Origin of the sequence: Mycobacterium sp., from assembly GCF_036490025.1 — a bacterium.
Classification (GTDB): Bacteria; Actinomycetota; Actinomycetes; order Mycobacteriales; family Mycobacteriaceae; genus Mycobacterium.
Genome location: NZ_DASXEP010000103.1, coordinates 36,673 through 58,048, shown reverse-complemented (window position 1 = coordinate 58,048; position 21,376 = coordinate 36,673). Strand labels below are relative to the sequence as shown.

The 21,376-nt window shown below is 65.1% G+C and carries 20 protein-coding genes and 1 tRNA gene; 6 read left to right on the top strand and 15 right to left on the bottom strand.

Annotation, left to right across the window (positions count from 1 at the left end):
* Positions 1 to 1,420: FAD-dependent oxidoreductase (locus VGG53_RS11460; RefSeq protein WP_331518176.1), on the top strand; the 1,420-nt coding region annotated here is incomplete at its 5' end.
* A 168-nt stretch (positions 1,421 to 1,588) separates the two neighbouring features.
* Here the strand turns inward: VGG53_RS11460 and VGG53_RS11455 are convergent.
* The 14 genes from VGG53_RS11455 to VGG53_RS11390 all read right to left on the bottom strand — a co-directional run bounded on the left by VGG53_RS11455 (position 1,589) and on the right by VGG53_RS11390 (position 14,040).
* A tRNA-Arg gene (locus tag VGG53_RS11455) sits at positions 1,589 to 1,661 on the bottom strand.
* 52 nt (positions 1,662 to 1,713) lie between these two features.
* Positions 1,714 to 2,223: a hypothetical protein gene (locus VGG53_RS11450; RefSeq protein WP_331518175.1), complete on the bottom strand. Its 510-nt coding sequence runs from the start codon at positions 2,221 to 2,223 to the stop codon at positions 1,714 to 1,716.
* Between the two features lie 53 nt (positions 2,224 to 2,276).
* The gene (locus VGG53_RS11445; RefSeq protein WP_331518174.1) at positions 2,277 to 3,095 is read right to left on the bottom strand and encodes an LLM class F420-dependent oxidoreductase; all 819 of its coding nucleotides are present in this window, start codon (positions 3,093 to 3,095) and stop codon (positions 2,277 to 2,279) included.
* Between the two features lie 21 nt (positions 3,096 to 3,116).
* A complete protein-coding gene (locus VGG53_RS11440) occupies positions 3,117 to 4,187 on the bottom strand; it encodes a poly-gamma-glutamate hydrolase family protein (RefSeq protein WP_331518180.1) in 1,071 nt (356 codons plus the stop codon).
* A gap of 48 nt (positions 4,188 to 4,235) precedes the next feature.
* A complete protein-coding gene (locus VGG53_RS11435; protein WP_331518173.1) occupies positions 4,236 to 5,474 on the bottom strand; it encodes an Nramp family divalent metal transporter in 1,239 nt (412 codons plus the stop codon).
* 49 nt (positions 5,475 to 5,523) lie between these two features.
* Positions 5,524 to 6,600, bottom strand: coding sequence for a diacylglycerol kinase (locus VGG53_RS11430; RefSeq protein ID WP_331518172.1), 1,077 nt, complete (start codon positions 6,598 to 6,600; stop codon positions 5,524 to 5,526).
* A gap of 2 nt (positions 6,601 to 6,602) precedes the next feature.
* Positions 6,603 to 7,394, bottom strand: coding sequence for an SDR family oxidoreductase (locus VGG53_RS11425; RefSeq protein WP_331518171.1), 792 nt, complete (start codon positions 7,392 to 7,394; stop codon positions 6,603 to 6,605).
* A gap of 106 nt (positions 7,395 to 7,500) precedes the next feature.
* Positions 7,501 to 7,917 (bottom strand): DUF6632 domain-containing protein, encoded by a 417-nt coding sequence (locus VGG53_RS11420; protein ID WP_331518170.1) that lies wholly within the window; start codon positions 7,915 to 7,917, stop codon positions 7,501 to 7,503.
* A gap of 39 nt (positions 7,918 to 7,956) precedes the next feature.
* Positions 7,957 to 8,271: a hypothetical protein gene (locus VGG53_RS11415; RefSeq protein WP_331518169.1), complete on the bottom strand. Its 315-nt coding sequence runs from the start codon at positions 8,269 to 8,271 to the stop codon at positions 7,957 to 7,959.
* 34 nt (positions 8,272 to 8,305) lie between these two features.
* Positions 8,306 to 9,241, bottom strand: a complete 936-nt coding sequence (locus tag VGG53_RS11410) for a Ku protein (protein WP_331518168.1) — start codon at positions 9,239 to 9,241, stop codon at positions 8,306 to 8,308.
* Positions 9,242 to 9,278: 37 nt separating this feature from the next.
* Positions 9,279 to 10,205, bottom strand: coding sequence for a carbohydrate kinase (locus VGG53_RS11405; RefSeq protein ID WP_331518167.1), 927 nt, complete (start codon positions 10,203 to 10,205; stop codon positions 9,279 to 9,281).
* A complete protein-coding gene (locus VGG53_RS11400) occupies positions 10,202 to 11,599 on the bottom strand; it encodes a mannitol dehydrogenase family protein (RefSeq protein ID WP_414688948.1) in 1,398 nt (465 codons plus the stop codon). Before VGG53_RS11400 ends, VGG53_RS11405 begins: the two co-directional genes overlap by 4 nt.
* Before the next feature lie 66 nt (positions 11,600 to 11,665).
* Positions 11,666 to 12,523 carry an HAD-IA family hydrolase gene (locus tag VGG53_RS11395; protein ID WP_331518166.1) on the bottom strand — a complete coding sequence of 286 codons (858 nt, stop codon included), beginning with the start codon at positions 12,521 to 12,523 and terminating at the stop codon, positions 11,666 to 11,668.
* A complete protein-coding gene (locus tag VGG53_RS11390; protein WP_331518165.1) occupies positions 12,520 to 14,040 on the bottom strand; it encodes a mannitol dehydrogenase family protein in 1,521 nt (506 codons plus the stop codon). The genes VGG53_RS11395 and VGG53_RS11390 overlap by 4 nt, the downstream gene beginning before the upstream one ends.
* Positions 14,041 to 14,175: 135 nt before the next feature.
* Here VGG53_RS11390 and VGG53_RS11385 point away from each other — a divergent pair, with 135 nt between their 5' ends.
* The 3 genes from VGG53_RS11385 to VGG53_RS11375 are packed head-to-tail and all read left to right on the top strand — an operon-like array spanning position 14,176 to position 19,215.
* Positions 14,176 to 16,443 carry an ATP-dependent DNA ligase gene (locus VGG53_RS11385; RefSeq protein ID WP_331518164.1) on the top strand — a complete coding sequence of 756 codons (2,268 nt, stop codon included), beginning with the start codon at positions 14,176 to 14,178 and terminating at the stop codon, positions 16,441 to 16,443.
* 6 nt (positions 16,444 to 16,449) lie between these two features.
* A complete protein-coding gene (locus VGG53_RS11380; protein ID WP_331518163.1) occupies positions 16,450 to 18,384 on the top strand; it encodes a fumarylacetoacetate hydrolase family protein in 1,935 nt (644 codons plus the stop codon).
* 24 nt (positions 18,385 to 18,408) lie between these two features.
* On the top strand, positions 18,409 to 19,215 hold the full coding sequence (locus VGG53_RS11375) for an enoyl-CoA hydratase/isomerase family protein (RefSeq protein WP_331518162.1): 807 nt from the start codon (positions 18,409 to 18,411) through the stop codon (positions 19,213 to 19,215).
* A 3-nt stretch (positions 19,216 to 19,218) separates the two neighbouring features.
* Here VGG53_RS11375 and VGG53_RS11370 read toward each other — a convergent pair whose 3' ends face one another.
* Positions 19,219 to 20,085: a TIGR03619 family F420-dependent LLM class oxidoreductase gene (locus VGG53_RS11370; protein WP_331518161.1), complete on the bottom strand. Its 867-nt coding sequence runs from the start codon at positions 20,083 to 20,085 to the stop codon at positions 19,219 to 19,221.
* A gap of 187 nt (positions 20,086 to 20,272) precedes the next feature.
* On the opposite strand from VGG53_RS11370, the gene VGG53_RS11365 reads away from it, so the two are divergent.
* Together VGG53_RS11365 and VGG53_RS11360 are read left to right on the top strand one after the other, a co-directional pair.
* Positions 20,273 to 20,968 (top strand): GAF and ANTAR domain-containing protein, encoded by a 696-nt coding sequence (locus VGG53_RS11365; protein WP_331518160.1) that lies wholly within the window; start codon positions 20,273 to 20,275, stop codon positions 20,966 to 20,968.
* Positions 20,968 to 21,357, top strand: coding sequence for a hypothetical protein (locus VGG53_RS11360; protein ID WP_331518159.1), 390 nt, complete (start codon positions 20,968 to 20,970; stop codon positions 21,355 to 21,357). Before VGG53_RS11365 ends, VGG53_RS11360 begins: the two co-directional genes overlap by 1 nt.
* Positions 21,358 to 21,376: the final 19 nt, after the last annotated feature.

Sequence of the window (21,376 nt, the reverse complement as noted above, 5' to 3'; positions counted from 1 at the left end):
CCTCGGGGAGCTGGGCGACCTCGAAGGCCAAGCCGCGTTCTGCACCGCCGAAGTGGTGGAGCCCGGCGAAGTACTCGTGGTACCGACCGAGCGGGTGCGGGCCCTGATCGCCCACGATCCGGTGCTCAGTGACCTCATCCTGCGCGCATACCTGTTACGCCGCTCGCTGCTCATCCAGGAAGAATCTGGATTCCGGATCATCGGCTCCTGCTATTCGCCGGACACCGCCCGGCTGCGGGAATTCGCAGCGCGAAACCGATTGCCACACAGATGGATTGACCTGGAACGTGACAAGCACGCCGAACGGCTGCTGCAGCGGTTCGGAGTATCGCCCCAAGACGCCCCGGTGGTGATCTGGAGCGGTGAGGTGCTGCGCAACCCGACCAACACCGAGCTGGCCCGCCGGGTGGGACTGCCGGTACCCGATACAGTGCCCGACGAATCCGACGTCGTCGTGGTGGGCGCCGGTCCGGCAGGGCTGGGCGCTGCGGTGTATGCCGCGTCGGACGGCCTGACCACCGCGGCCATGGAGCGGATCGCAACCGGCGGGCAGGCCGGGACGTCATCGAGAATCGAGAACTACCTCGGATTCCCCGGCGGAATCTCCGGAGCCGACCTTGCCGAACGGGCAGTTCTGCAGGCCGGCAAGTTCGGAGCGCGGATCATCGTGTCCGCGGAGATCACCCAGCTGGAATCCGGCGGCGGCCAGCACCGGGTAACGCTCGCGGACGGCGGGTCGGTGGTGGCCAGGGCCGTGGTGCTGGCCATGGGAGCCAGGTATCGAAGGCTCGCTGTTCCAGGAATCGAATCGTTCGAGGGCAACGGCGTGTACTACGCCGCCACCTTTCAAGAGGCCTTGATGTGCGGCACAGGGCCCGTCGTCATCGTGGGGGGTGGTAACTCCGCGGGCCAGGCGGCGGTTTTCCTCGCCGCGCAGGTTTCCCGGGTGTACGTGGTGATCCGCGGCGACGACCTGAACAAAACCATGTCCCGATATCTCGTCGACCAGATCATCCGGCACCCCCGCGTGACTGTCCGGTCGTGCACCCAGATCCGGCAGGTACACGGAAACGGTGCACTCACGGCGGTGTTGACCGAGGACAAACGAACAGGCGAGCAGCACTCGATCCAGACCCGCGCCCTGTTCGTCTTCATCGGCGCCGATCCCAACACCTCATGGCTCGCCGGCGCCATCGAGCTCGACGACCACGGCTTTGTGCCCACCGGCCGGGCTGCGCTCTACTCGGACACCGACGGCAATCAGGGGCGAACGCAACGTCAGCCGATGATGCTCGAGACCAGCCGACCCGGCGTGTTCGCGGCGGGAGACGTGCGCAGCGGCTCGGTTAAGCGGGTGGCATCCGCGGTCGGCGAAGGATCTATGGCCATCCGCCAAATCCACGAGTACTTCGGGACCTGATCGGCGGACCGGACGCCCCGACCGGTCGGCAGCCCGCCATTTGGCAATATCGAACCGGTCGCCTGATTCGGACCGGTCCGTCTTGGAGTGCGCTGGCCACATCTGTAGTGGTGGGAATCACCCGAGGACAAAATGTCAAGAATCAACCGAGGTAATACATGACACGAGTGCCCCCGGCAGGATTCGAACCTGCGACACCGGCTTTAGGAGAGCCGTGCTCTATCCCCTGAGCTACGAGGGCTGAAGACATCGTTAAACCTAGGCCGCTCGTCGGCCTCACGCGAGTGCGGGTGCTAAATCCAGACGAACAGACGTGGGCGGCCGGCACCGTCGCTCGGGGTCTCCCGCGAGAAGGAGATCGGCGCGTCAACGCCGTCGAGTTTGAGGTGCACCGCTGCCGCATCGGCCGAGACGGCGACGATCGTGCCGATCTCGTACTGGTGCTCGTCATCCCACTTGATCGTGGCGTACCGCCCGAGGTGTTGCGCGCCAAGGTCTTCGGGCGCGACTTCTGTCGGCTGCGGAGGAAGTGCTGACGCCTTGGCATCCAACTCGCCGTGAGCGGGCCTCGGTCCGGAGTCCTCGGACCACGCGCGGTCATCGCCGAAGTACTCGCTGTCGTCGCCGGTCTGCCCGATCCGTCCCAGCGCGGGCTTAGCCGACTTTGCGTCCGGGGACCCGTCCTCGACCCATAGCTGCCACCCAGGCGGGGGCGCCGGCCAGGACGGATCCGGCGACCAGTCGGCGTGCGGCGCCCAATCTTTAGGCGGCTTTGGCCAGTTCGGCGGCGGGTTGTAGCGCATCAGTCCACCATACGGAAAATGGCTATGTGGCCGCTGTGCAGCGCCGAGCGTGGTCAACGAAATTCGGGAATCACCTTCGCGATGGTGTCGACGTGGTTTTCCTGGAAGGTGAACGACGTCAGCCCGTATTCGTCGCGGTAGCCGCGCAGGGTGTCGGCGATATCGTGCGGCGATCCGCTCAGCACGGAGGGCAGCGCCAGCAACTCTTCATCGGACAGGTCGACGAATCTGCGGGTGAGCGACAGGTCGGCCTTTCCGGAGTTGTCCGACGGCACGGCGGTGATCGCCAGGTTCAACTCGAGATCGGCGAACCGGTCGCCGGCGGCGTTGCGGACGAATTCGATGCGCTCGGCGAGGGGATCGGCCACGTCGGCCACGCGGGCACCGGTCAGTCCGATGATGTCAGCGTGCTGGGCGGCGATGGTCAGCAACCGATTTCCGTTGCCGGCGATCAGGATTGGCATCGTGGGCAGGTGCTTCTTCAAGTAGGTGGTGACGTGCTCGAGATAGTCGACGCGCTGGCGTGCGCTCGGGTATGGCAACTCAGCAGCCTCGAATTCCTCGCGCACGTACCCGGCGCCGAGGCCGAGGTCCAGACGCCCGTCGCTGAGCCGATCGAGTTCGCCGGCATCACGAGCCAGCAAGGCAGGTTTGTAGAAGCCGGCATTGAGCACGTAGGTACCCAGCCGCACCGTCGAGGTCGCGGACGCGATCGCGGTCAGTACCGGAAACGGTGCTGGGGCGCCGAGGTGGTCGGGCAGATGCAAGCCATCGAATCCAATATCCTCATAGCGCTTTGCCTTGTCCTGCAATGCAGTTCGCGACTTCGCTGAATGAATGCCCACCGAAAAGCGAAAGGTCCGTTCGGCCATCGGCCACCTCCGATTGTGTAGTTATGTAGACGGTAGATCCCACGAGCGGGCGGCGGCTGCCAGTCCCTGCACGAGCGCGGCGGTGACCGGTGACAAGCCGTCGGCACCGGGCAGCGCACTGCGCGGGCTGATGCCCCTGACCCGGGTCGGCAATTCCACTTGTGTTCCGCCATACCGCGTCTGGTTGACCGGGTTCTGCGGATGCAACCCGCGTAGTTCGAGGGGAATCTCGTCGAGGTCGGTGACGACGCGATAGCCGGGAAGCTCGAGATGGTCGGCGACGTGGGTGGCCAGCGCGCGGTTGCCACCGCCGGCCAACAACTGCGTGGCACGACCGATCCGCCCGTAGCCGTGCAGCGACACCGCGACGTCGACGTGGTCGAGGAACTCGGCGAGGCGGGCTGATTCGTCCCGATGAAACTGTGCCGACGACAGGTGGTGCGGATAGCGGTCGGGATGCCGGATCACGTACACCGATGCGCCGGCCACATCGGCGGCGCGTTCGGCGATCACGTCGGTCATCTCTTCCAGGCCGCCGCCATGGATCGCCAGGAAACCGAATCGCGACCGTAAGCGGCTGGCCTCGAGCACCCCGCTCTCGGCGAGCAGCTCGGAAAGCGATTGTGGCGCAGGCGTTGTCGGTCGCGATCGCGGGCGCGGCCAGCGGGCGGGATCCCATCGGCGCAGGAAATCGATCCAGCGCTGCGGCAAGCCGTGGTGCAGCGCCCCGTCGATGATGCGTTCCAGGTAACCGGGCCGTGGCGGACCCGGATTCACTCGGTGGTCGATGTAGACCCATGCATCCGATGGCCCGTCTTCGGTCTGCACGGTCAGCTGGTCGCGTCGGTAGCGCGCCGGCACACCTTCAGCGCTGTCCAGGGTGGCCAGATCGTGATCGGACAGCTCCCAGACGACGCCGTGCACCTGCGTCCCGTCGAAGGGCTCGACGGTCGCCACCCCGCGCTGATTGATCAGCCAATCGTGGTCGGCGAGCACGGCGCGGCGTGGATTGGCTGCCTCGGGACAACGCTGCGCCATTTGCCGCACGCACAGGTTCGACCCGTACGCGAAGTAGGAATGACGGCGGAGCAGCGTCACGAAAATGATGTTAGTCGAGCGAAATATTTGCGCCGCCCCCTGCTACACCGAGCCGTTCCTCGTCACGGTCAGATAAATCAGCGCCACGTTGAGCAGACTGATCATCACGCCGATCACCCAGCCGATGGCGGTCGTGACGCGGTGATTGACGTCGGCTCCCATCAGCGCCCTATCGCCGGTCAGTCGAACCAGCGGAAGCAGCGCAAACGGAATGCCGAAGGACAGGACGACCTGCGACAGCACTAACGTGCGGGTGGGATTGAATCCCAGCGCAAGGATCAACAGTGCGGGCGTCAGCGTCGCCAATCGGCGCAGCACCATCGGAATCGATCGGTGCAGCAATCCCTGCATGATCATCGCGCCGGCGTAGGCGCCCACCGATGCGGAGGCCAGCCCTGACGCCAGCAATCCGACCGCGAAGAACACGGCGATCAATGGACTCACGGTGTCGTGCACCGCGGCGTAGGCCACCTCGATGGAACTGACGCCGCCTCGGCCCTGCATGTTCAGCGCGGCAACCAAAAGCATGGCGGCGTTCACCCCCCCGGCGACGACCATCGCCAGCCCAACGTCCAACCGGGTGATCCGCAGCAGTCGGCGCCGCTGCGGGCCGGGGTCAGGATGGCCATGCCGGTCGCGCGCCAGCCCGGAGTGCAGATACACCGCATGGGGCATCACTGTCGCGCCGAGGATGGCCGCGGCCAACAGCACGCTTTCCTTTCCGAGGAATCGCGGCACCAGGCCTCCGACCACGGCCTCGGGTGGCGGGGTCGCCACGAAGAAACTGGCGGTGAAGCCGACGGCGATGACCAGCAACAGTCCGGTGATGACACGTTCGAAAAGTTGCTGTCCGCGTTGGTCTTGAATCCGCAGCAGCAGCAGCGAGACCACGCCGGTGATCACGCCGCCGAGTAGCAGCGGCAGGCCGAACAGGATGTGTAGCGCAATCGCCCCGCCGATCACCTCGGCAACGTCAGTTGCCATCGCGACGATCTCGGCCTGCACCCAGAAGGCCAGCCTGGCCGGGCGGCCCAGCTGCCCGCCGATCGCCTCGGGCAGCGAGCGCCCGGTCACCAGTCCGAGCTTTGCCGACAGGTATTGGACGAGACCGGCCATCACGTTCGCGATGACGATGACCCACAGCAGCGCGAAGCCGAACTGCGCACCGGCGCTGATGTTCGCTGCCACGTTGCCCGGGTCGACATAGGCGATCGCGGCGACGAATGCGGGGCCGAGCAAATACCACCCGGTTTTGAGTTGCGGGCGGGTGTCCTGGGGCACCTAACTCACTTTCCGTCTACGAATAAGAAAGTTAGGTTAGCCGAAACCTTTAGCCCGCCGAGTACAGCCCGCGACCGGTGATCAGCGGCAGGTCCAGCGTGGTCCGGATCCCGGCGGGAGCCGCAACCACGGCGGGGATGGCATTGACGATACGCATCGCCGTCGCCACCAGACCGGCGTGATTGTGGTCGCCGTTGGGGCTGCTCAGGCAGACGTCGATGCCGTAGGAGGGTTCGCCGGTGATCTCGATCCGATAGGAACCGCCGGGCTGGGCCGGCTGCGGCCAGTCCGCGCACAGTTCCTCGCGCAACCGGGTTACGTGTTCGAGGACCACCGCCGGCTCGCCGTCGACCAATCCGAGCACCTCGAACCGCAGCGCCGCGGCGCTGCCCTTGGGGATGTGCCCCGCTGCGATGTCGAAATCCTCGGACGCCGGGATGCGCTCGTGTCGTTCGGTGACCTGATCGAGGTCGATGCCCAGCCCCGCGGCGAGTTGGCGCACCACCGATCCCCACGCCAGACTCAGCACGCCCGGCTGCAGCAGCATCGGGATCTCGTCGAGCGGCTTGCCGAATCCCATCACGTCGAACATGACAGTCGCGCTGTCATAAGTGGCGTAGTCGACGATCTCCATGCAGCGGATCTGCTGGATGCTCTGGCACGTCCCGGCCAGCGCCAGCGGAAGCAGGTCGTTGGCGAATCCGGGATCGATGCCGTTGACGAACAGGCTCGAATTACCTTCCTGCGCAGCATCTTCGATCGGCTTCAGCATGTTGTCCGGCAGCACCTGCCAGGGGTATTGCAGGAACACCGCGCTGCTGCCGACGACGTTGACGCCGGCGGCCAGGATGCGCCGGTAATCGTCGAGTGCGTCGGGCAGCCGGTTGTCGGCCATCGCGGCGTAGACAGCGCACTGAGGGTCGGTGGCCAGCACCGCATCCAGATCGGTGGACGCGGTGACGCCCGTCGAGATATCAAGTCCGGCAAGCCCTCCGGCGTCTTTGTCGGCTTTGGAGTCCGATGACACCCACACCCCGGTGAGCTCGTAGTCCGGATTGGTGATCAGCGCCCGCAGCGCGTGGACGCCGACGTTGCCGGTGCCGATCTGGGCGACGCGAATAGCCATCGTCACAGGTCCGGAATCGGTAGGTCGAGGTTGGGAAAGGTGATGCCGCCGTCGACCTCGATCACCTTACCGGTCAGGTAGGCGCCTGCGGGCGACGCCAAATATACTGCGGCGGCGGCGATCTCGTCGGGATCGCCGAGGCGTCGCAGTGGTGTCGCCTTCTCCATCGGCTCGCGTAGCTCGTCGTTGGAGGCGACGATGTCCAATGCGGACGTGGCGATCGATCCCGGCGCGATGGCGTTCACCCGGATCCGCGGGCACAGGTCCAGCGCGGCCAGCCGGGTGTAGTGGGCGAGTGCGGCTTTGGCGGTGCCGTAGGCGGCGAAACCGCGGCCGGCCACTCGTCCCATCGTCGAAGTGATGTTGATGATGCTGCCGCCGCCGGAGTGCTCGAGCATCAGCGGCACCGCGGCGGTGGTCAATGCGTGGGCGGTGGCGACGTTGAAGGTGAACGCGCTCTTGAGATCTTTCGTCGAGGTGCTCAGCAGCCCGTTGGGCATGGTGCCGCCGACGTTGTTGACGACAATGTCCAGCCGTCCGAACGCCTCGACGGCCTGGCCGGCCAGCTCCGCGGTGACCTCGGGCTGGGCCAGGTCCGCGGTGACGATGTGGGCACGCCGGCCGGTGGCACGGACCTTTTCAGCGACGGCCTCTAGTTCGGATTGGGTGCGGGAGGCGATGACGACGTCGGCGCCGACGTCGGCGAACGCCAGCGCGATGGCTGCGCCAAGACCACGGCCGCCACCGGTGACGACGGCGACTTGGTCGTCGAGTCGGAATTTATCCAGAATCACGGCCGCCACCGTAACAAGGCGCGGACGGCCGGGGAACCCTATTTCTGAAACACGTTCTAGTTTTTTCGGGTTGGCCGGCGCACCGGGCAACGGAAGATCAACGCTCTCACTGAGGCTGCGGGTTGCTCCCGGGTCGTGTGATGCCGGATGACCGGACGAGGACCGACAGCACGACGGCGGCCAGCAGCAGCGCCGGGACGTCGCCCCACAGATGTCCCATGTGGTGGTGTTGGCCTCCGAAGGATTGCACCGCCATGATCGCGGCGTGCACGACGCAAGACCACACAGTGAACCAGATCAAGCTGATGTTGGCTTCCGGGTGGCGCGCTGCCTTACAGACGAACACGCCCAGCGTGGCGTACAGGCCGACGATCATCATGAAGTAGTCGGACTGGTAGGGCGCACCGTGATGCCATGCCCACCCCGACGGCCACACCACGGCCAGCGGGTAGAGCAGGAGCATCAGCGCGCCGAAGAAACCGAGCGCGATCTGAAGAAGTCGGTAGCTGGTTGACGGTCCCAATGTGCACTCCAAAAAATATGCGGTTCAACAAGTTCCGCTCTAGCCCCAGCTTCCTGGAGTTCCCTGGGGTACCTGTTGGCCCATCCAGTTGCAGGGCATCATCATGCGATACGCGGTCAACGCGCACTGCTGTTCCGGGGTCAGCGGGCTCGGGCCGGCGCAGGGCACGTCCGGGCTGCCGCAGATCGGCGGATCAGCGTGGGCAGGCGGAGCGGCACCGATCAAGCCGTATATCGCGGCGGAGGCCGCGATCGCGAGTCCTGCTGCTGCTGTCTGGATGCGACCCATGTCGAGCTCTTCTGTGAACGCGGCCCGGATCCGGCCGCACTGGACCCGGACGATACTCGCGGACACGTGTTTGCGGAGCGGGTTTGACGCTACCGGCGTATCAGGACTTCGAGGCGGCCTTCGATGGTGCCTTCTTGGCGGAAGTCTTCTTGGCGGAAGTCTTTTTGGCCGGAGCCTTTTTCGCGGCCGCCTTCTTCGCCGGAGCCTTTTTCGCGGCCGCCTTCTTCGCCGGCGCCTTGCCGTCGCCGGAGCGCGCCTTGACGCTGGCTTCCAACCTGGCCAACAGGTCCGAGACGTCTTCGGTCTCGTCGAGCTCTTTCGGCTGCTCTTCGGTGGTAAAGGCTTCTCCACCTTCGAGTTTGGCTTGCACCAACTCTTGGAGCTGTTCCTGATAGTCGTCGTGGTAGCGGTCGGGATTGAAGTCGTCGGCCATCGACTCGACCACTTGGCCGGCCATCTTGAGCTCTGCGGGTTTGACCTCGACCTTCTTGTCCAGCACCGGGAAGTCGGGGTCGCGGATCTCGTCGGGCCACAGCAACGTGTGGATCACCATGACTTCGCGCTTGCTGAAGTCCTTGACCCGCAACGCCGCAAGTCGGGTCTTGTTGCGCAACGCGAAGTGCACGATCGCCACCCGATCGGTCTCTGCAAGCGTCTTCGCGAGCAGCACATAGGATTTCGTCGATTTTCCGTCCGGCTCCAGGAAGTAGCTGCGGTCGAACATCATCGGGTCGAGCTCGCTGGCAGGGACGAATTCCAGCACCTCGATTTCGCGGCTGCGTTCCTCGGGCAGGGTCGCGATGTCGTCGTCGGTGATGATCACCATCTGTCCGTCGTCGGATTCGTAGGCCCGCGCGATATCGCGATACTCGACAACCTCGCCGTCCGCTTCGCACACGCGCTTGTACCGGATGCGGCCGTTGTCTTTGGCATGCACCTGGTGGAACTTGATGTCGTGGTCCTGGGTCGCGCTGTACACCTTGACCGGCACGTTGACCAGCCCGAACGAGATCGAGCCCTTCCAGATGGAACGCATGGTGCAAGTATGCCCACACTGCTAGCCGGTTATGCGGCTAACGCTGCTGCTCCGCGGCGATCAGTGCGTCCCGATCCGGCAGGTCGGCGCCCGCTCGCCCGACGGTCACCGCGGCCGCGGCACTGCCGGCCTCGAGTGCGGCTGTCAGCGCCTCGAGATCGATCCCGGCGAGCACGGCGCGTTGTTGCGCGCCCAACAGATTTTGCCCCCACAGCGCGTCGAGCAGGCCGACCATGAACGCGTCGCCGGCGCCGACGGTGTCGACGATCCGCGCCGATCGCGCCGGCACCCGCACCGCCCCGGCCGTGCACACGGCCTCGGCGCCCTGATCAGCCATCGTCACCGCCACGATCGCGGGCCCCAGTGACTGCCAGGTCTGCGCGATCTCTTCGGGCCGACGATCCGGGTCGATCCAATGCAGGTCTTCCTCGCTGACCTTCACGATGTCACTGCGCTCGACGAGACGCTCGATGCGGGTGCGGGCCAGTTCCCGATCGGCGATCAGCGACGGCCGCACATTGGGATCAAAGCTGATGGTGGCCGACACCCGGTAGGCGTCGACGAGGGCCGCGACGGCCAGACAGCCCGGGTCCTGGACTGCGGCGATGGATCCGGTGTGCACCACAAGTGGCGGCGCTACCGCCGGGGTACCGGACAGCCGCCAGTCCAGATCGAATTCGTATTTTGCTGAACCGTTTTCGTCAACGTTCAGCCGCGCGGTCGGTGTCTGCTCGGCGCTCTGACTTCCCGAAACAATTTGCGCCCCCGAAGCATTGACGTACTCAGTGATGCGGCGGCCGTGCGGGTCATTACCGATGTGGGTGAGAAAATCGACATCGCGGCCGAGCCGGGCCAGCCCGACTGCGACATTGAGTGGGCTCCCGCCGACGTGCTCGCAGGTGACGTGTTGGCCGTCCTGGACGATGTCGATGAGTGATTCGCCGATCACCAGCCCGCGGCTCATTGCACCAACGCCTCCAATGTCGCGCGAGCCCCCTTGCGGTGCAGCGAATCCAGCGCCCAGCGATATGCCTCGACAAACCGTGGCTGATGGGACAGGTCCCCGAATACCGCGGTGATTTCGATGAACGCGGTGGGATTCTCGTATTGCGAGCGCGCGATCGGAATCAGTGAGTCCGCCAGCTGGTCGAGCACCTCGAAGGGCTCGCCCCACTCGTCGACGCCCTCGGCGTAGCGGGCCCAGGCGGCCACCGCCGCTGCGGCCAGCTGGACTGGTCCATCACTGTCTAGATTGTCGCAGATGACCGGAAACAGCCATTTCGGGATGCGATCCGACGAGTAGGCGCACAGTCGCGCAACGGTGTCGCGCACAGCCGGATTGGCGAACCGCTCGACCAGTGTGCGGCCGTACTCGTGCAGGTCGATCCCGGGCACCGGTGGCAGCGTGGGGATGGCCTCGGAGTCGAAATAGGACAGCAGGAACTCGGCGAACAGCGGATCTTGCGCCGCATCGTGGACGAACTCGAAGCCGCACAGATGGGCGAAGTAGCACAGGCACTGATGCCCCGCATTGAGCAGTCGCAGCTTCATCAGCTCGTAGGGGCGGACATCGTCGACCAGCAGCACACCGGCCGCCTCCAACGGCGGCCTGCCGTCGGAAAAGTGGTCTTCGAGGACCCAGGCGCTGAACGGCTCGGCCACCACCGGCCACCGGTCGTCGACGCCGAAGTCGCGCCGTACTTCGGCGGCCATCTCCAGCGTCGTGGCCGGGGTGATGCGGTCGACCATCGAACTCGGGAAGCGAGTGTGTTCGGCCACCCATTCGGCCAGCGCGGGATCGAAGCGCTCGGCATTCGCGAGGACTGCCCGCCCCGCGACCTCACCGTTGTTCTCGATGTTGTCGCAGGACACGATTGTCGGGGCCGGGACACCCCGATCGCGGCGACGGGCCAGCGCCTGCGTGATCAACGCGAACGCGGGCCCATCGGGATCGCGGTAACCGCCCTCGGTGATGGTCAGCGAAATGATCCGAGTGGACGCCGCCGAAAGCATCTCCAGCGCAGACTCCGGATCGTCGGGGGCGTAGCGGTAGTCGATGATCGAGCCGATGACGCGCGCATCCCGGCGGCCGTCGGGGTTCTCCAGAATCAGCGTGTAAAGCCCGTCCTGATCGCGCAAGACGTCGCGCATGGTCCAGTCGGCGGGCATCACCCCTACGCCGCAGATGCCCCATTCATGCGCCAAACCCTGCTCTAACAGCCGGTCGATGTACGTGGCTTGGTGCGCCCGGTGAAAATGGCCGGCCCCGATATGCGCGATGCCGACGCTGACACTGCCGCGGTCGTAGGTAGGCGCGGCGATCGGCAGGTCTGCCAGCGTCGCATTGTTCAGGTTCATTGCGTCAGGCACGATTGCGCAGCTCCTTCCGGGTCGGAACCCGAATCGTCGAGCGAGTGCCGATGCCTAGGTAAGCGCCGAACTTCCACCTGTCACGGACGACAGCATGAGGGCATCGGCGAGAGCGCGCCACGAGTCGGTGACGGCGACCGCGCCGGCATCGATCAATTCCTCACTACGGCTTTGCCGTTCGTCGGCAGGCACAAACATCACGTTACCGACGGCGACGTAACCGGCTGCGACCGCCGAGGAGACACCGGGCACCGAGTCTTCGACGGCCAACCCGTGCGATCCCTGGACCCCCATCACTTGGCCGGCATGCAGGTACACCGCCGGGTCCGGCTTGCTCGTCGGCACGGGCAGCGAGTCCTCAGCGCTGAAGCGCAGCGTCACCGGGATGAACGGATCGAGTCCGGTGGCGGTGAAGCAGGCCTTCAGGCGTGCACTGGCACTCGAGCTCACCGCGGCCATCGCATACCGCCCCGCGAGATCTTGCAGCGGCGCAATCACCTCCGGGTCCGGCCTCAGCGTGACGGCCAGGTGGGCGGTGACCCGCTCGCGCTCTTGGCGCACCCACTCTTCGAGCTCATCGCCGCTCAACGCAGCACCGCTTGCCACGTCGCTGTCGGAAGCCACCTTCGCGTCGGGACGCCCCTCGGCCAGGGCTTTCTCGAAGGGAACTCCGCTCAGCACGGCCAGATCTGTGGCAGTGCTGCGAAAGTTCTTGCCAGTGGCTTTCTTCCGCAGCTCATCGCCGCTGAGCGGCGCCGAGACGCCGAACCTGGCCAGGAAGCGGCTGGTCACCTCGGCCGACGCGTCGAATGCCGGTGCCTCGGACGGGAACAGGTTGTCGTCGGCGTCCAGGAGCAACGCGGTGATCGTCCCGGGATCGAATGGGCGGACAAACTGCAGGGGGTGGTTCATTGCAGCACCAGCTCCCGCACGTTGTCCCGCAGCGCTTGGCGCATCGTGGGGATCACACCCTGCTCGTCGATGTCGGTAATCATCTCGCCGAGGCGCTCCGCAAATCCGGGAATCGACCAAAGCTCCGCGAAAATCTTGTGCTGCAGCAGCGCCTCATGGTTGTTGCCCGGCGTGGTTGCCAACTTGGTCAGCAACTCCTTCTCCGGGTCGTCGATGCGGATCTTGCGACCCTCGAGGTCATAGCCGCGCAGGTACCGGGCCCACCCGGCGAGGGCGAGCATCAGCAGGCTGTGCGGCCGGTCCTGCTCGATCGCCTCATGCAAGGACGGCAGCAGGAACGACGCGATCTTCTCCGAGCCCCGGCGCGCGAGCCGTGACAACTGGTCGCTCATCTGGGGATTGCTCAGCCGAGACAGCAGCGTGTCCCGGTAGTCGGGGGTGTTCATTCGGGGCACCGCCGGCAGCAGCGGCTGAATCTCGTCGCGCATGAGCCGTTCGACGTAATCGAAGACGGTCTCGTTGTCCATCGCCTCGTCGGTGCGCTGGTAGCCGGCCAGCGTGGCCAAACATGACATCGCGATGTGAGTCCCGTTGAGCAGCCGGGTCTTTACCAACTTGTGGTCGGTGACGTCGGCAACGAACTCTGCGCCGACCTCATCGAGCGGCGGACGTCCGTCGCTGAAGCTGTCCTCGATGACCCATTGGCAATACGGTTCGGTGAGCACCGGCCACTTGTCGGCGATGCCGAAGGTCTGTTGGACGAATTGGCGCTCGGTGTTCGAGGTCTGTGGGGTGATCCGATCGACCATCGTCGACGGGAACGCGACATAAGTGTCGATCCACCGGGCCAGCCCGGGATCCTTCAATGCCGCGAACGACACCAGCGCGGTCCGCGCCGCCTGGGTGTTGTCGGGAATGTTGTCGCAGCACAACACCGTGAACGGCGCGGTGCCGGCGCGGCGACGCTGATCCAGCGCCTCGGTCAGGTATGCCCAGGCGGTGACGTAGCTGTTCGATTCGATGAGGTCGGCCCGCACATCGGGGTGGCCGGCGTCGAACTCACGGGTGACCGGATCGAGGAAGTAGCCGTTGCCGGTGATGGTCAGGCTGACGATGCGGGTGCGGGGATCTGCCAGCGCGGCACGGACCGCCGCGCCGTCGTTCGGTGCGTAGTGGACAGAGCCGATCGAGCCGACCACCCGCGCCGTCTGGCCTTCATGGCCCCGTTCCACGACGGTGTACAGCCCGTCCTGGGCGGACAGCACGTCTTTGATGTCGCGGGAGCGCAGGCTGACGCCGGTGACTCCCCAGTGGGTGGAAATGCCCGAGCAGGCCAGGTCGTCGAAGTAGACAGCCTGATGTGCGCGGTGGAAATTTCCCGCACCGATGTGTACGACACCGCGTTGCAGGGTAGACCGATCGTAAGTTGGCACGTCAATACGTTGTGAGTGCAGTCGAAGGGTTTGATTACTGAGCGGAACTCCGGCGCTTGGCCGCCATGGAATTACTTTTCGCATGCGTGTCCGTGCCCGTAGTGACCGCCGGGCTAAACCTGTAAGTGGGTTATGTCACGGTGCGCTGCTGCCCGGCGGGGGCGGATGGCGCCGATAAGCGGTGGTGAGACGAGGTTATCGGCGGCGTAAGTTGACACCATGGCGCCGCAGGTGGAGTTGACTAACGCCGACAAGGTGTTATATGCCGCCACACAAACCACTAAAGCCGACGTCTTCAACTACTACACCGGCGTCGCCGAGGTGATGGTGCCACACATCGCCGGACGCGCGGCCACCCGCAAACGCTGGCCCAACGGCGTCGAGCAGTCCTCGTTCTTCGAAAAGCAGCTGGCCTCTTCGGCGCCGGAGTGGCTGCCGCGCGCCAGCATTGCACATCGATCCGGCACCACGACCTATCCGATCATCGACAGCGCCGATGGTTTGGCCTGGATTGCCCAGCAAGCCGCGCTGGAAGTGCATGTGCCGCAATGGCGGTTCGCCGCCGAGTGGACACGCAAAGGCGAAGAAGTCAAGCCTGGCCCGGCCACCCGGCTGGTGTTCGACCTCGACCCGGGCGAGGGCGTGACGATGCCGCAGCTCGCCGAGGTGGCCCGCGCCGTCCGGGATCTTATCGCCGACATCGGGCTGAGGACTTTTCCGCTCACCAGCGGCAGCAAGGGCCTGCACCTCTACAGCCCACTGGACAAACCGATAAGCAGCCGTGGTGCGGTGGTGCTGGCCAAACGTGTTGCACAGCAACTGGAAAAGTCGATGCCCAAGCTCGTCACCTCGACCATGACCAAGAGCGTACGGGCGGGCAAGGTGTTCGTGGACTGGAGTCAGAACAACGGCTCGAAAACCACTATCGCGCCGTACTCACTGCGTGGCCGCGATCATCCGACCGTCGCCGCACCGCGCAGTTGGGAGGAACTGGACGACAAGAAGCTGCGTCAGTTGCGCTACGACGAGGTGCTCAAGCGGGTCGAGCGCGACGGAGATCTGCTGGCCGCGCTGGACGCCGACGTGAGCACCCCGGATCGGTTGACCAAATACCGCAGCATGCGCGACTCCGCGAAAACGCCGGAGCCAGTGCCCGGCACCAAACCAGTTGTCGGGCAAGGTAACAGCTTCGTCATTCAGGAGCATCACGCCCGCCGGTTGCATTACGACTTCCGCCTGGAGCGCGACGGCGTGCTGGTGTCCTGGGCCGTGCCGAAGAATCTGCCGGAGACCACCGCGGTCAATCACCTGGCGGTGCACACCGAAGACCATCCGTTGGAATACGGCGGATTCGAGGGCACGATTCCGAGGGGGGAGTACGGCGCGGGCAAGGTGATCGTCTGGGACTCCGGCACTTACGACACCGAGAAGTTTCGCGATGACGGTGAGAAAGGGGAGGTCATCGTCACGTTGCACGGTAACCGGATCTCGGGACGCTACGCGCTGATTCAGACCAACGGCGACCAGTGGCTGGCGCACCGAATGAAGGACCAGCATGTCTTCGACTTCGGCGAACTCGCTCCGATGCTGGCTACCCACGGTTCGGTGGCGAAGCTGAAAGCATCGCAGTGGGCGTTCGAAGCGAAGTGGGACGGCTACCGGCTGCTGGTGGAGGCCAACCATGGCGAGCTGCGGTTGCGATCGCGCAGTGGGCGTGACATCACCAAGGAGTTCCGCCAGTTATCCTCCGTCGCAGCCGAACTCGCCGGCCACCACGCCGTGCTCGACGGGGAGGTCGTCGCGCTTGATGCGTCCGGCGTGCCGAGCTTCTCCGAGATGCAGAACAGGGCGCGTGCCACCCGTATCGAATTCTGGGCGTTCGACCTGCTCTACCTGGATGGGCGGTCGCTGCTGCGCGCCCGCTACGACGACCGGCGAAAGCTGTTGGAAACACTGGCTTCCGGTGGCGGTCTGAACGTTCCCGACCTGCTGCCCGGTGACGGTGCGGAGGCGCTGGACTACTCGCGCAAGCGCCGGTGGGAGGGTGTGATCGCCAAGAAGCGCGACTCGACGTATCAGCCGGGTCGGCGGTCGGCGTCCTGGGTCAAGGACAAATACTGGAACACCCAAGAAGTGGTCATCGGCGGCTGGCGCGCCGGCGAGGGCGGGCGCACCAGCGGGATCGGTTCGCTGTTGATGGGCATCCCTACCGCCGAGGGACTGCATTTCGCCGGCCGGGTCGGCACCGGCTTCACCGAGCGCGATCTGGCCAATCTGAAAAGGACGCTGGCGCCGCTGCACACCGACCAATCTCCTTTCTCCACCAAGCTGCCTACTCGGGATGCCAAGGGTGTGACATTCGTTGAGCCGACCCTGGTCGGCGAAGTCCGATACAGCGAATGGACGTCGGATAACCGCCTGCGTCAACCCAGTTGGCGTGGCTTGCGGCCCGACAAAGAACCCGGTCAGGTAGTTCGAGAGGACTGAATCACGATGCGATGGGTCACTTTCCAAGACGGCGACGGGCAGCGGACCGGAGTGCTTTCCGGCGATGCGATCCACGCGCTGGCACCGGATGTGAGCTTGCTCGAACTGATCGGGCACGGCGCCGCTCGCCTGAAGGAAGCGGGGGAGGACGCCTTGCGGTCGGCGTCCATCGTGCCGCTGGACCGGGTAACGCTGATGGCGCCGATTCCGCGACCGCCGTCCATCCGCGATTCGCTGTGCTTCCTCGACCACATGCGCAACTGCCAGGCGGCGATGGGTGGCGGACGCGCGCTCAAGGACACCTGGTACCGGATTCCCGCGTTTTACTTCGCCTGCCCGTCAACCGTTCTCGGTCCCTACGACGATGCCCCAATGGCGCCCGGAAGCGTCTGGCAGGACTTCGAATTAGAGATCGCCGCGGTGATCGGAACAGCGGGCCAAGACTTGTCGGTCGATGACGCCGAACAGGCGATCATCGGCTACATGATCTTCAACGACTGGTCCGCGCGTGATTTGCAACAACTGGAAGGCCAGTTGGCGATCGGCCAGGCCAAGGGCAAGGACAGTGGCGTCACGCTGGGCCCGTACCTGGTCACGCCGGACGAACTCCAGCCGTACCGTCGCGACGGCAGGCTGAACCTGGACGTCACTGCGTTGGTCAACGACGAGGTGATCGGATCCGGCTCCACCGCACAGATGGATTGGAGCTTCGCAGAAGTCATCTCCTACGCCTCACGTGGCGTCAGGCTAACGCCCGGCGATGTCTTCGGTTCGGGCACCGTGCCGACCTGCACACTGGTCGAACACCTCGACCCGACTGCACCGGAGTCCTTCCGTGGCTGGCTTCACGACGGCGACGTCGTGACCCTCAAAGTCCAGGGCCTTGGTGAGACGCGCCAAACTGTCCGGAAAACTGCTGCGCCGCAACCACTACCGGCCCGGGCCAATTCGGATGCGGCGTCGGTGAAAAAACGGGTCAATCCGGCGCCGGCGAAGGTCCCGTTCACCCGGGGGCTGCACGAGGTCGGCGAACGGGTTTGGGCCTGGACGCTGCCGGACGGCGGATTCGGCTGGAGCAACGCGGGTCTGGTCGCCGGCGAGGGGGCGTCGCTGTTGGTCGACACCCTGTTCGACTTGGCGTTGACCCGCGAAATGTTGGACGCGTTCGCGCCCATCACCGACCGCGCGCCGATCACCGATGCGCTGATCACCCACTCCAACGGCGACCACACCCACGGCAACCAGCTGCTGGACAGTTCGGTGCGGGTGATCGCCGCAACCGGCACCGCCGAGGAGATCGCCCACGGCATGGCTCCCGAGATGCTGGTGATGGCCCAAACCGCCGATCTCGGTCCGGTGGCGACACCGTATCTACGAGAACGGTTCGGGCCCTTTGATTTCGGTGGCATCACCGTGCGCAACGCCGATCAGACCTTTGAAGACCGGCTCACCATCGAGGTCGGCGGTCGAGAGGTGCAACTGCTGAATCTCGGCCCGGCTCACACCGCTGCCGACTCGGTCGTTCATGTACCGGCCGCCGGGGTGCTGTTCGCCGGGGATCTGCTGTTCATCGGCTGCACCCCGATCGTATGGGCCGGACCGATCGCCAACTGGGTAGCCGCGTGCGACGCCATGATTGCCTTGGATGCGCCGACGGTGATCCCGGGCCATGGGCCGGTCACCGACGCGGACGGAATCCGGGCGGTGCGGGGGTATCTGGCGCACATCGCCGAGCAAGCCGAAGCCGCCTTTCGCAAGGGCCTGTCGTTCGTCGAAGCGGCTGACACCATTGATCTGGCCGAATATGGGAACTGGCTGGACGCCGAACGCGTCGTCATCAATGTCTATCGGCGCTACCGCGAACTCGATTCGAACACACCGCAACTGCCCGCGATGGGATTGTTGGCGATGCAGGCCGATTGGCTCGCCAAACACGGCTAGCTGCCGTTCCCTTAGGGTTGCCCTATGAGTGCTGTCGAATTAGAGACGCTCGACGACAACGTCGCCGTCGTCACGTTGAATCGCCCCGATCGGCTGAACGCCATCGACGGCTCCCTGATCAACGCGATGGACGACGTGCTGGGTGCGCTCAGCAGCGGCGAGTTCCGGGCGGCGATCCTGACCGGCGCGGGCCGCGGATTCTGCGCGGGCGCGGACTTGAGCGGTATCGGGGAAGCCTGGACGAAACCCGCGCCGCACACCCCGTCATTCAAGGTCAGCTACGACGCCCAGGTTCGGCTGGCCGACCTGTACATCCGGCTTTACGAGTTGCCGATACCGGTGATCGCCGCGGTCAACGGTGCCGCGGTCGGCGGCGGGCTGGCCTTCGCGCTGCACTGCGACATCCGGATCGCGTCGCAGCAAGCCCGGTTCGGTTCGGTGTTCATCAAGGCGGGATTCTCCTCGATGGACATGGGAACCAGCTACCTGCTGCCGAAGATCGTCGGAGCGGGAGTGGCGCGAGAGCTGATGCTGACCGGCCGCATCATCGACGCGGACGAGGCCTACCGGATCAGGCTGGTGCACGACGTGGTGGCACCGGACGAGTTGATGGCCGCAGCGTCAACAATGGCGCGCTCGATCGTCGAGAACAACGCTTATGGCGTGTGGCAGACCAAGATCGGTCTCAACACCGCGCTGGACGCGCCAAGCCTGCGGCACGCCATCGAGATCGAGAACCGCACCCAGATTCTGAGTGGCTTCACCAACAACCCGCTCGAAGCCGCCAAGGCGCATCAAGAGAAGCGCGCGGCGGTGTGGGATCCGCTGTAGCAGTTAGGATTTGGTGATCACTTTTTCGGCGAACCTCTCCAGATTGCGAATCTTGGTTTCGAGCGGTTCGGTGTCGGGTCCCATGATGTAAGGGATGCGGAAGCCCACGATCACATCCGTCACACCCTTGTCTTCCAGACGCTTGATGCCGTCGAGGGTGAAGCCGTCCACCGAGATCACGTGAATTTCGAACGGCCCGGTTTTGCCCTCTTCCTCGCGAAGTTGCTTGAGCCGCACGATGAGTCGGTCGAGTTCTTCGGGGTCGCCGCCACCGTGCATCCAGCCGTCGGCGCGAGCCGCGCGCCGTAACGCGGCGTCGGCGTGGCCACCGATCAGGATCGGAATGGGTTGGGTGGGAGCGGGAGTCATCTTCGTTTTGGGTATGTCGTAGAACTCACCATGGAATTCGAAGTACTCGCCGGTGGTCAGGCCGCGGATGATCTCGATGCACTCGTCAATCCGCTTGCCGCGCTTGGCGAACGGGACACCCATCAGCTCATAGTCCTCAGGCCACGGGCTGGTGCCCACGCCAAGGCCCACCCGATTGCCGATGAGTGCCGCCAGCGACCCGGCCTGCTTGGCGACCAGGGCCGGCGGGCGGATCGGAAGCTTGAGGACGAAGAAGTTGAACCGCAGCGTCGACGTCACCGCGCCCAGGGCGGCGGTCAGCACGAATGTCTCGATGAATGCCTTGCCGTCCAGAAACTCGCGGTTGCCGTCGGGTGTGTAGGGGTATTTCGAGTCCGACTCGAATGGGTAGGCGACGCTGTCCGCGATCGTCATGCTCGCGTAGCCGGCCGCTTCGGCGGCCTTTGCCAGCGGGATGTAGAACGTCGGGTCGGTCATCGCCTCCGCATAGCTGAACCGCACGCCATCTCCTCCACCGGTCAAGACATGTATTGGCCAGATACTAGGGGGTGTTAGCAGCGCCGATGGTTACCGGGCCGGCGGGGAGGGGGATACCGTTGTGGTTAGTGCCGATCGTTGACTGTTGCCGGGTTTGCCGGGGCGCGGAAATGGCAACGTCACGATCCAAACAAGCGATCGGAGTAGCGGCATGGAGGCGGCACACAAGAGCAATCTCTTTCGCGAAATCGCTGGGTCGGTGCAGCTCCTGCAGCGGCAGATCATCGATGGCGAGGCCATGGTGGGTCAGCTGACCCAAAGCGCGGTCAAATCAGTGCCGGGCGCCCACGACGCCGGCATCACAGTTGCAGACCGCGCCGGCACAATACAAACGGTCGCGGCGATCGGCCGATACCCGGAGCTGCTCGACAAAATCCAGCAGCGGCACCGCGAAGGGCCGTGTCTGTCGGCTGCCTGGGAACAGCGAATGATCCGGATCGATGACGTGGCGCTCGAACAGCGGTGGCCGGCATTCTGCTTCGCGGTAGCCGAAGAGACGCCGATCCGGTCAATTATGTCGTTCCGATTGTTCGCCGATCGCCACAGCATGGGAGCGTTGAATTTCTACGCTGAAAAATCCCGCGCATTCGACGACGACGCCGCCGAGGTGGGTTTGATCTTCGCGACCCACACGGCTTTGGCGTGGAAGCTGGTTCGCCGCGAAGAGCAGTTCCGCAGTGCCCTGGCGTCCCGCGACATCATCGGCCAAGCTAAGGGCATGCTCATGGAGCGGTTCAAGATCGACGCCGGGCGGGCCTTCGAATTACTCAAGCGGCTCTCCCAGAACTCGAACACGCCGGTGGCCGTAGTAGCCCGCCGGCTTGTCGAGTCGGAACGTCGCAGCTGATGGCCGCTGATCAGCAAGGCGCGTCGGGTCGGGACCCCGCTGCCCGCGCCGAGGCCGCGCGGTTGCGCGCAGGCGAGCTGCAGCTGCGTAGATCCGAACTGGAATCTGGTCTGCCGTCCAACGCCGAGAGCGCCGAGCGCGCGCGGCTGCGCGCCGAAGATTCACTGCAACGGGCCATTCGCGCTCACCGGTCGGCGGCGGAAGGACACCTTCAGGCCGGTGCCGCACACCTACGCGCCGCGGCCGCGCACGAGCAGGCTGCCATGCTGGCCAGCCGCGGCACCGGCGAGGAACATCAGGATGCGGCCGCACTACACCGTGATGCGGCGGCCGACCACGACGTCGCCGCCGTCGAACAGGAGGAAGAGGCGCGGTTCGCCGGGAGCTGATCCGGACGGGCGTTGCGAC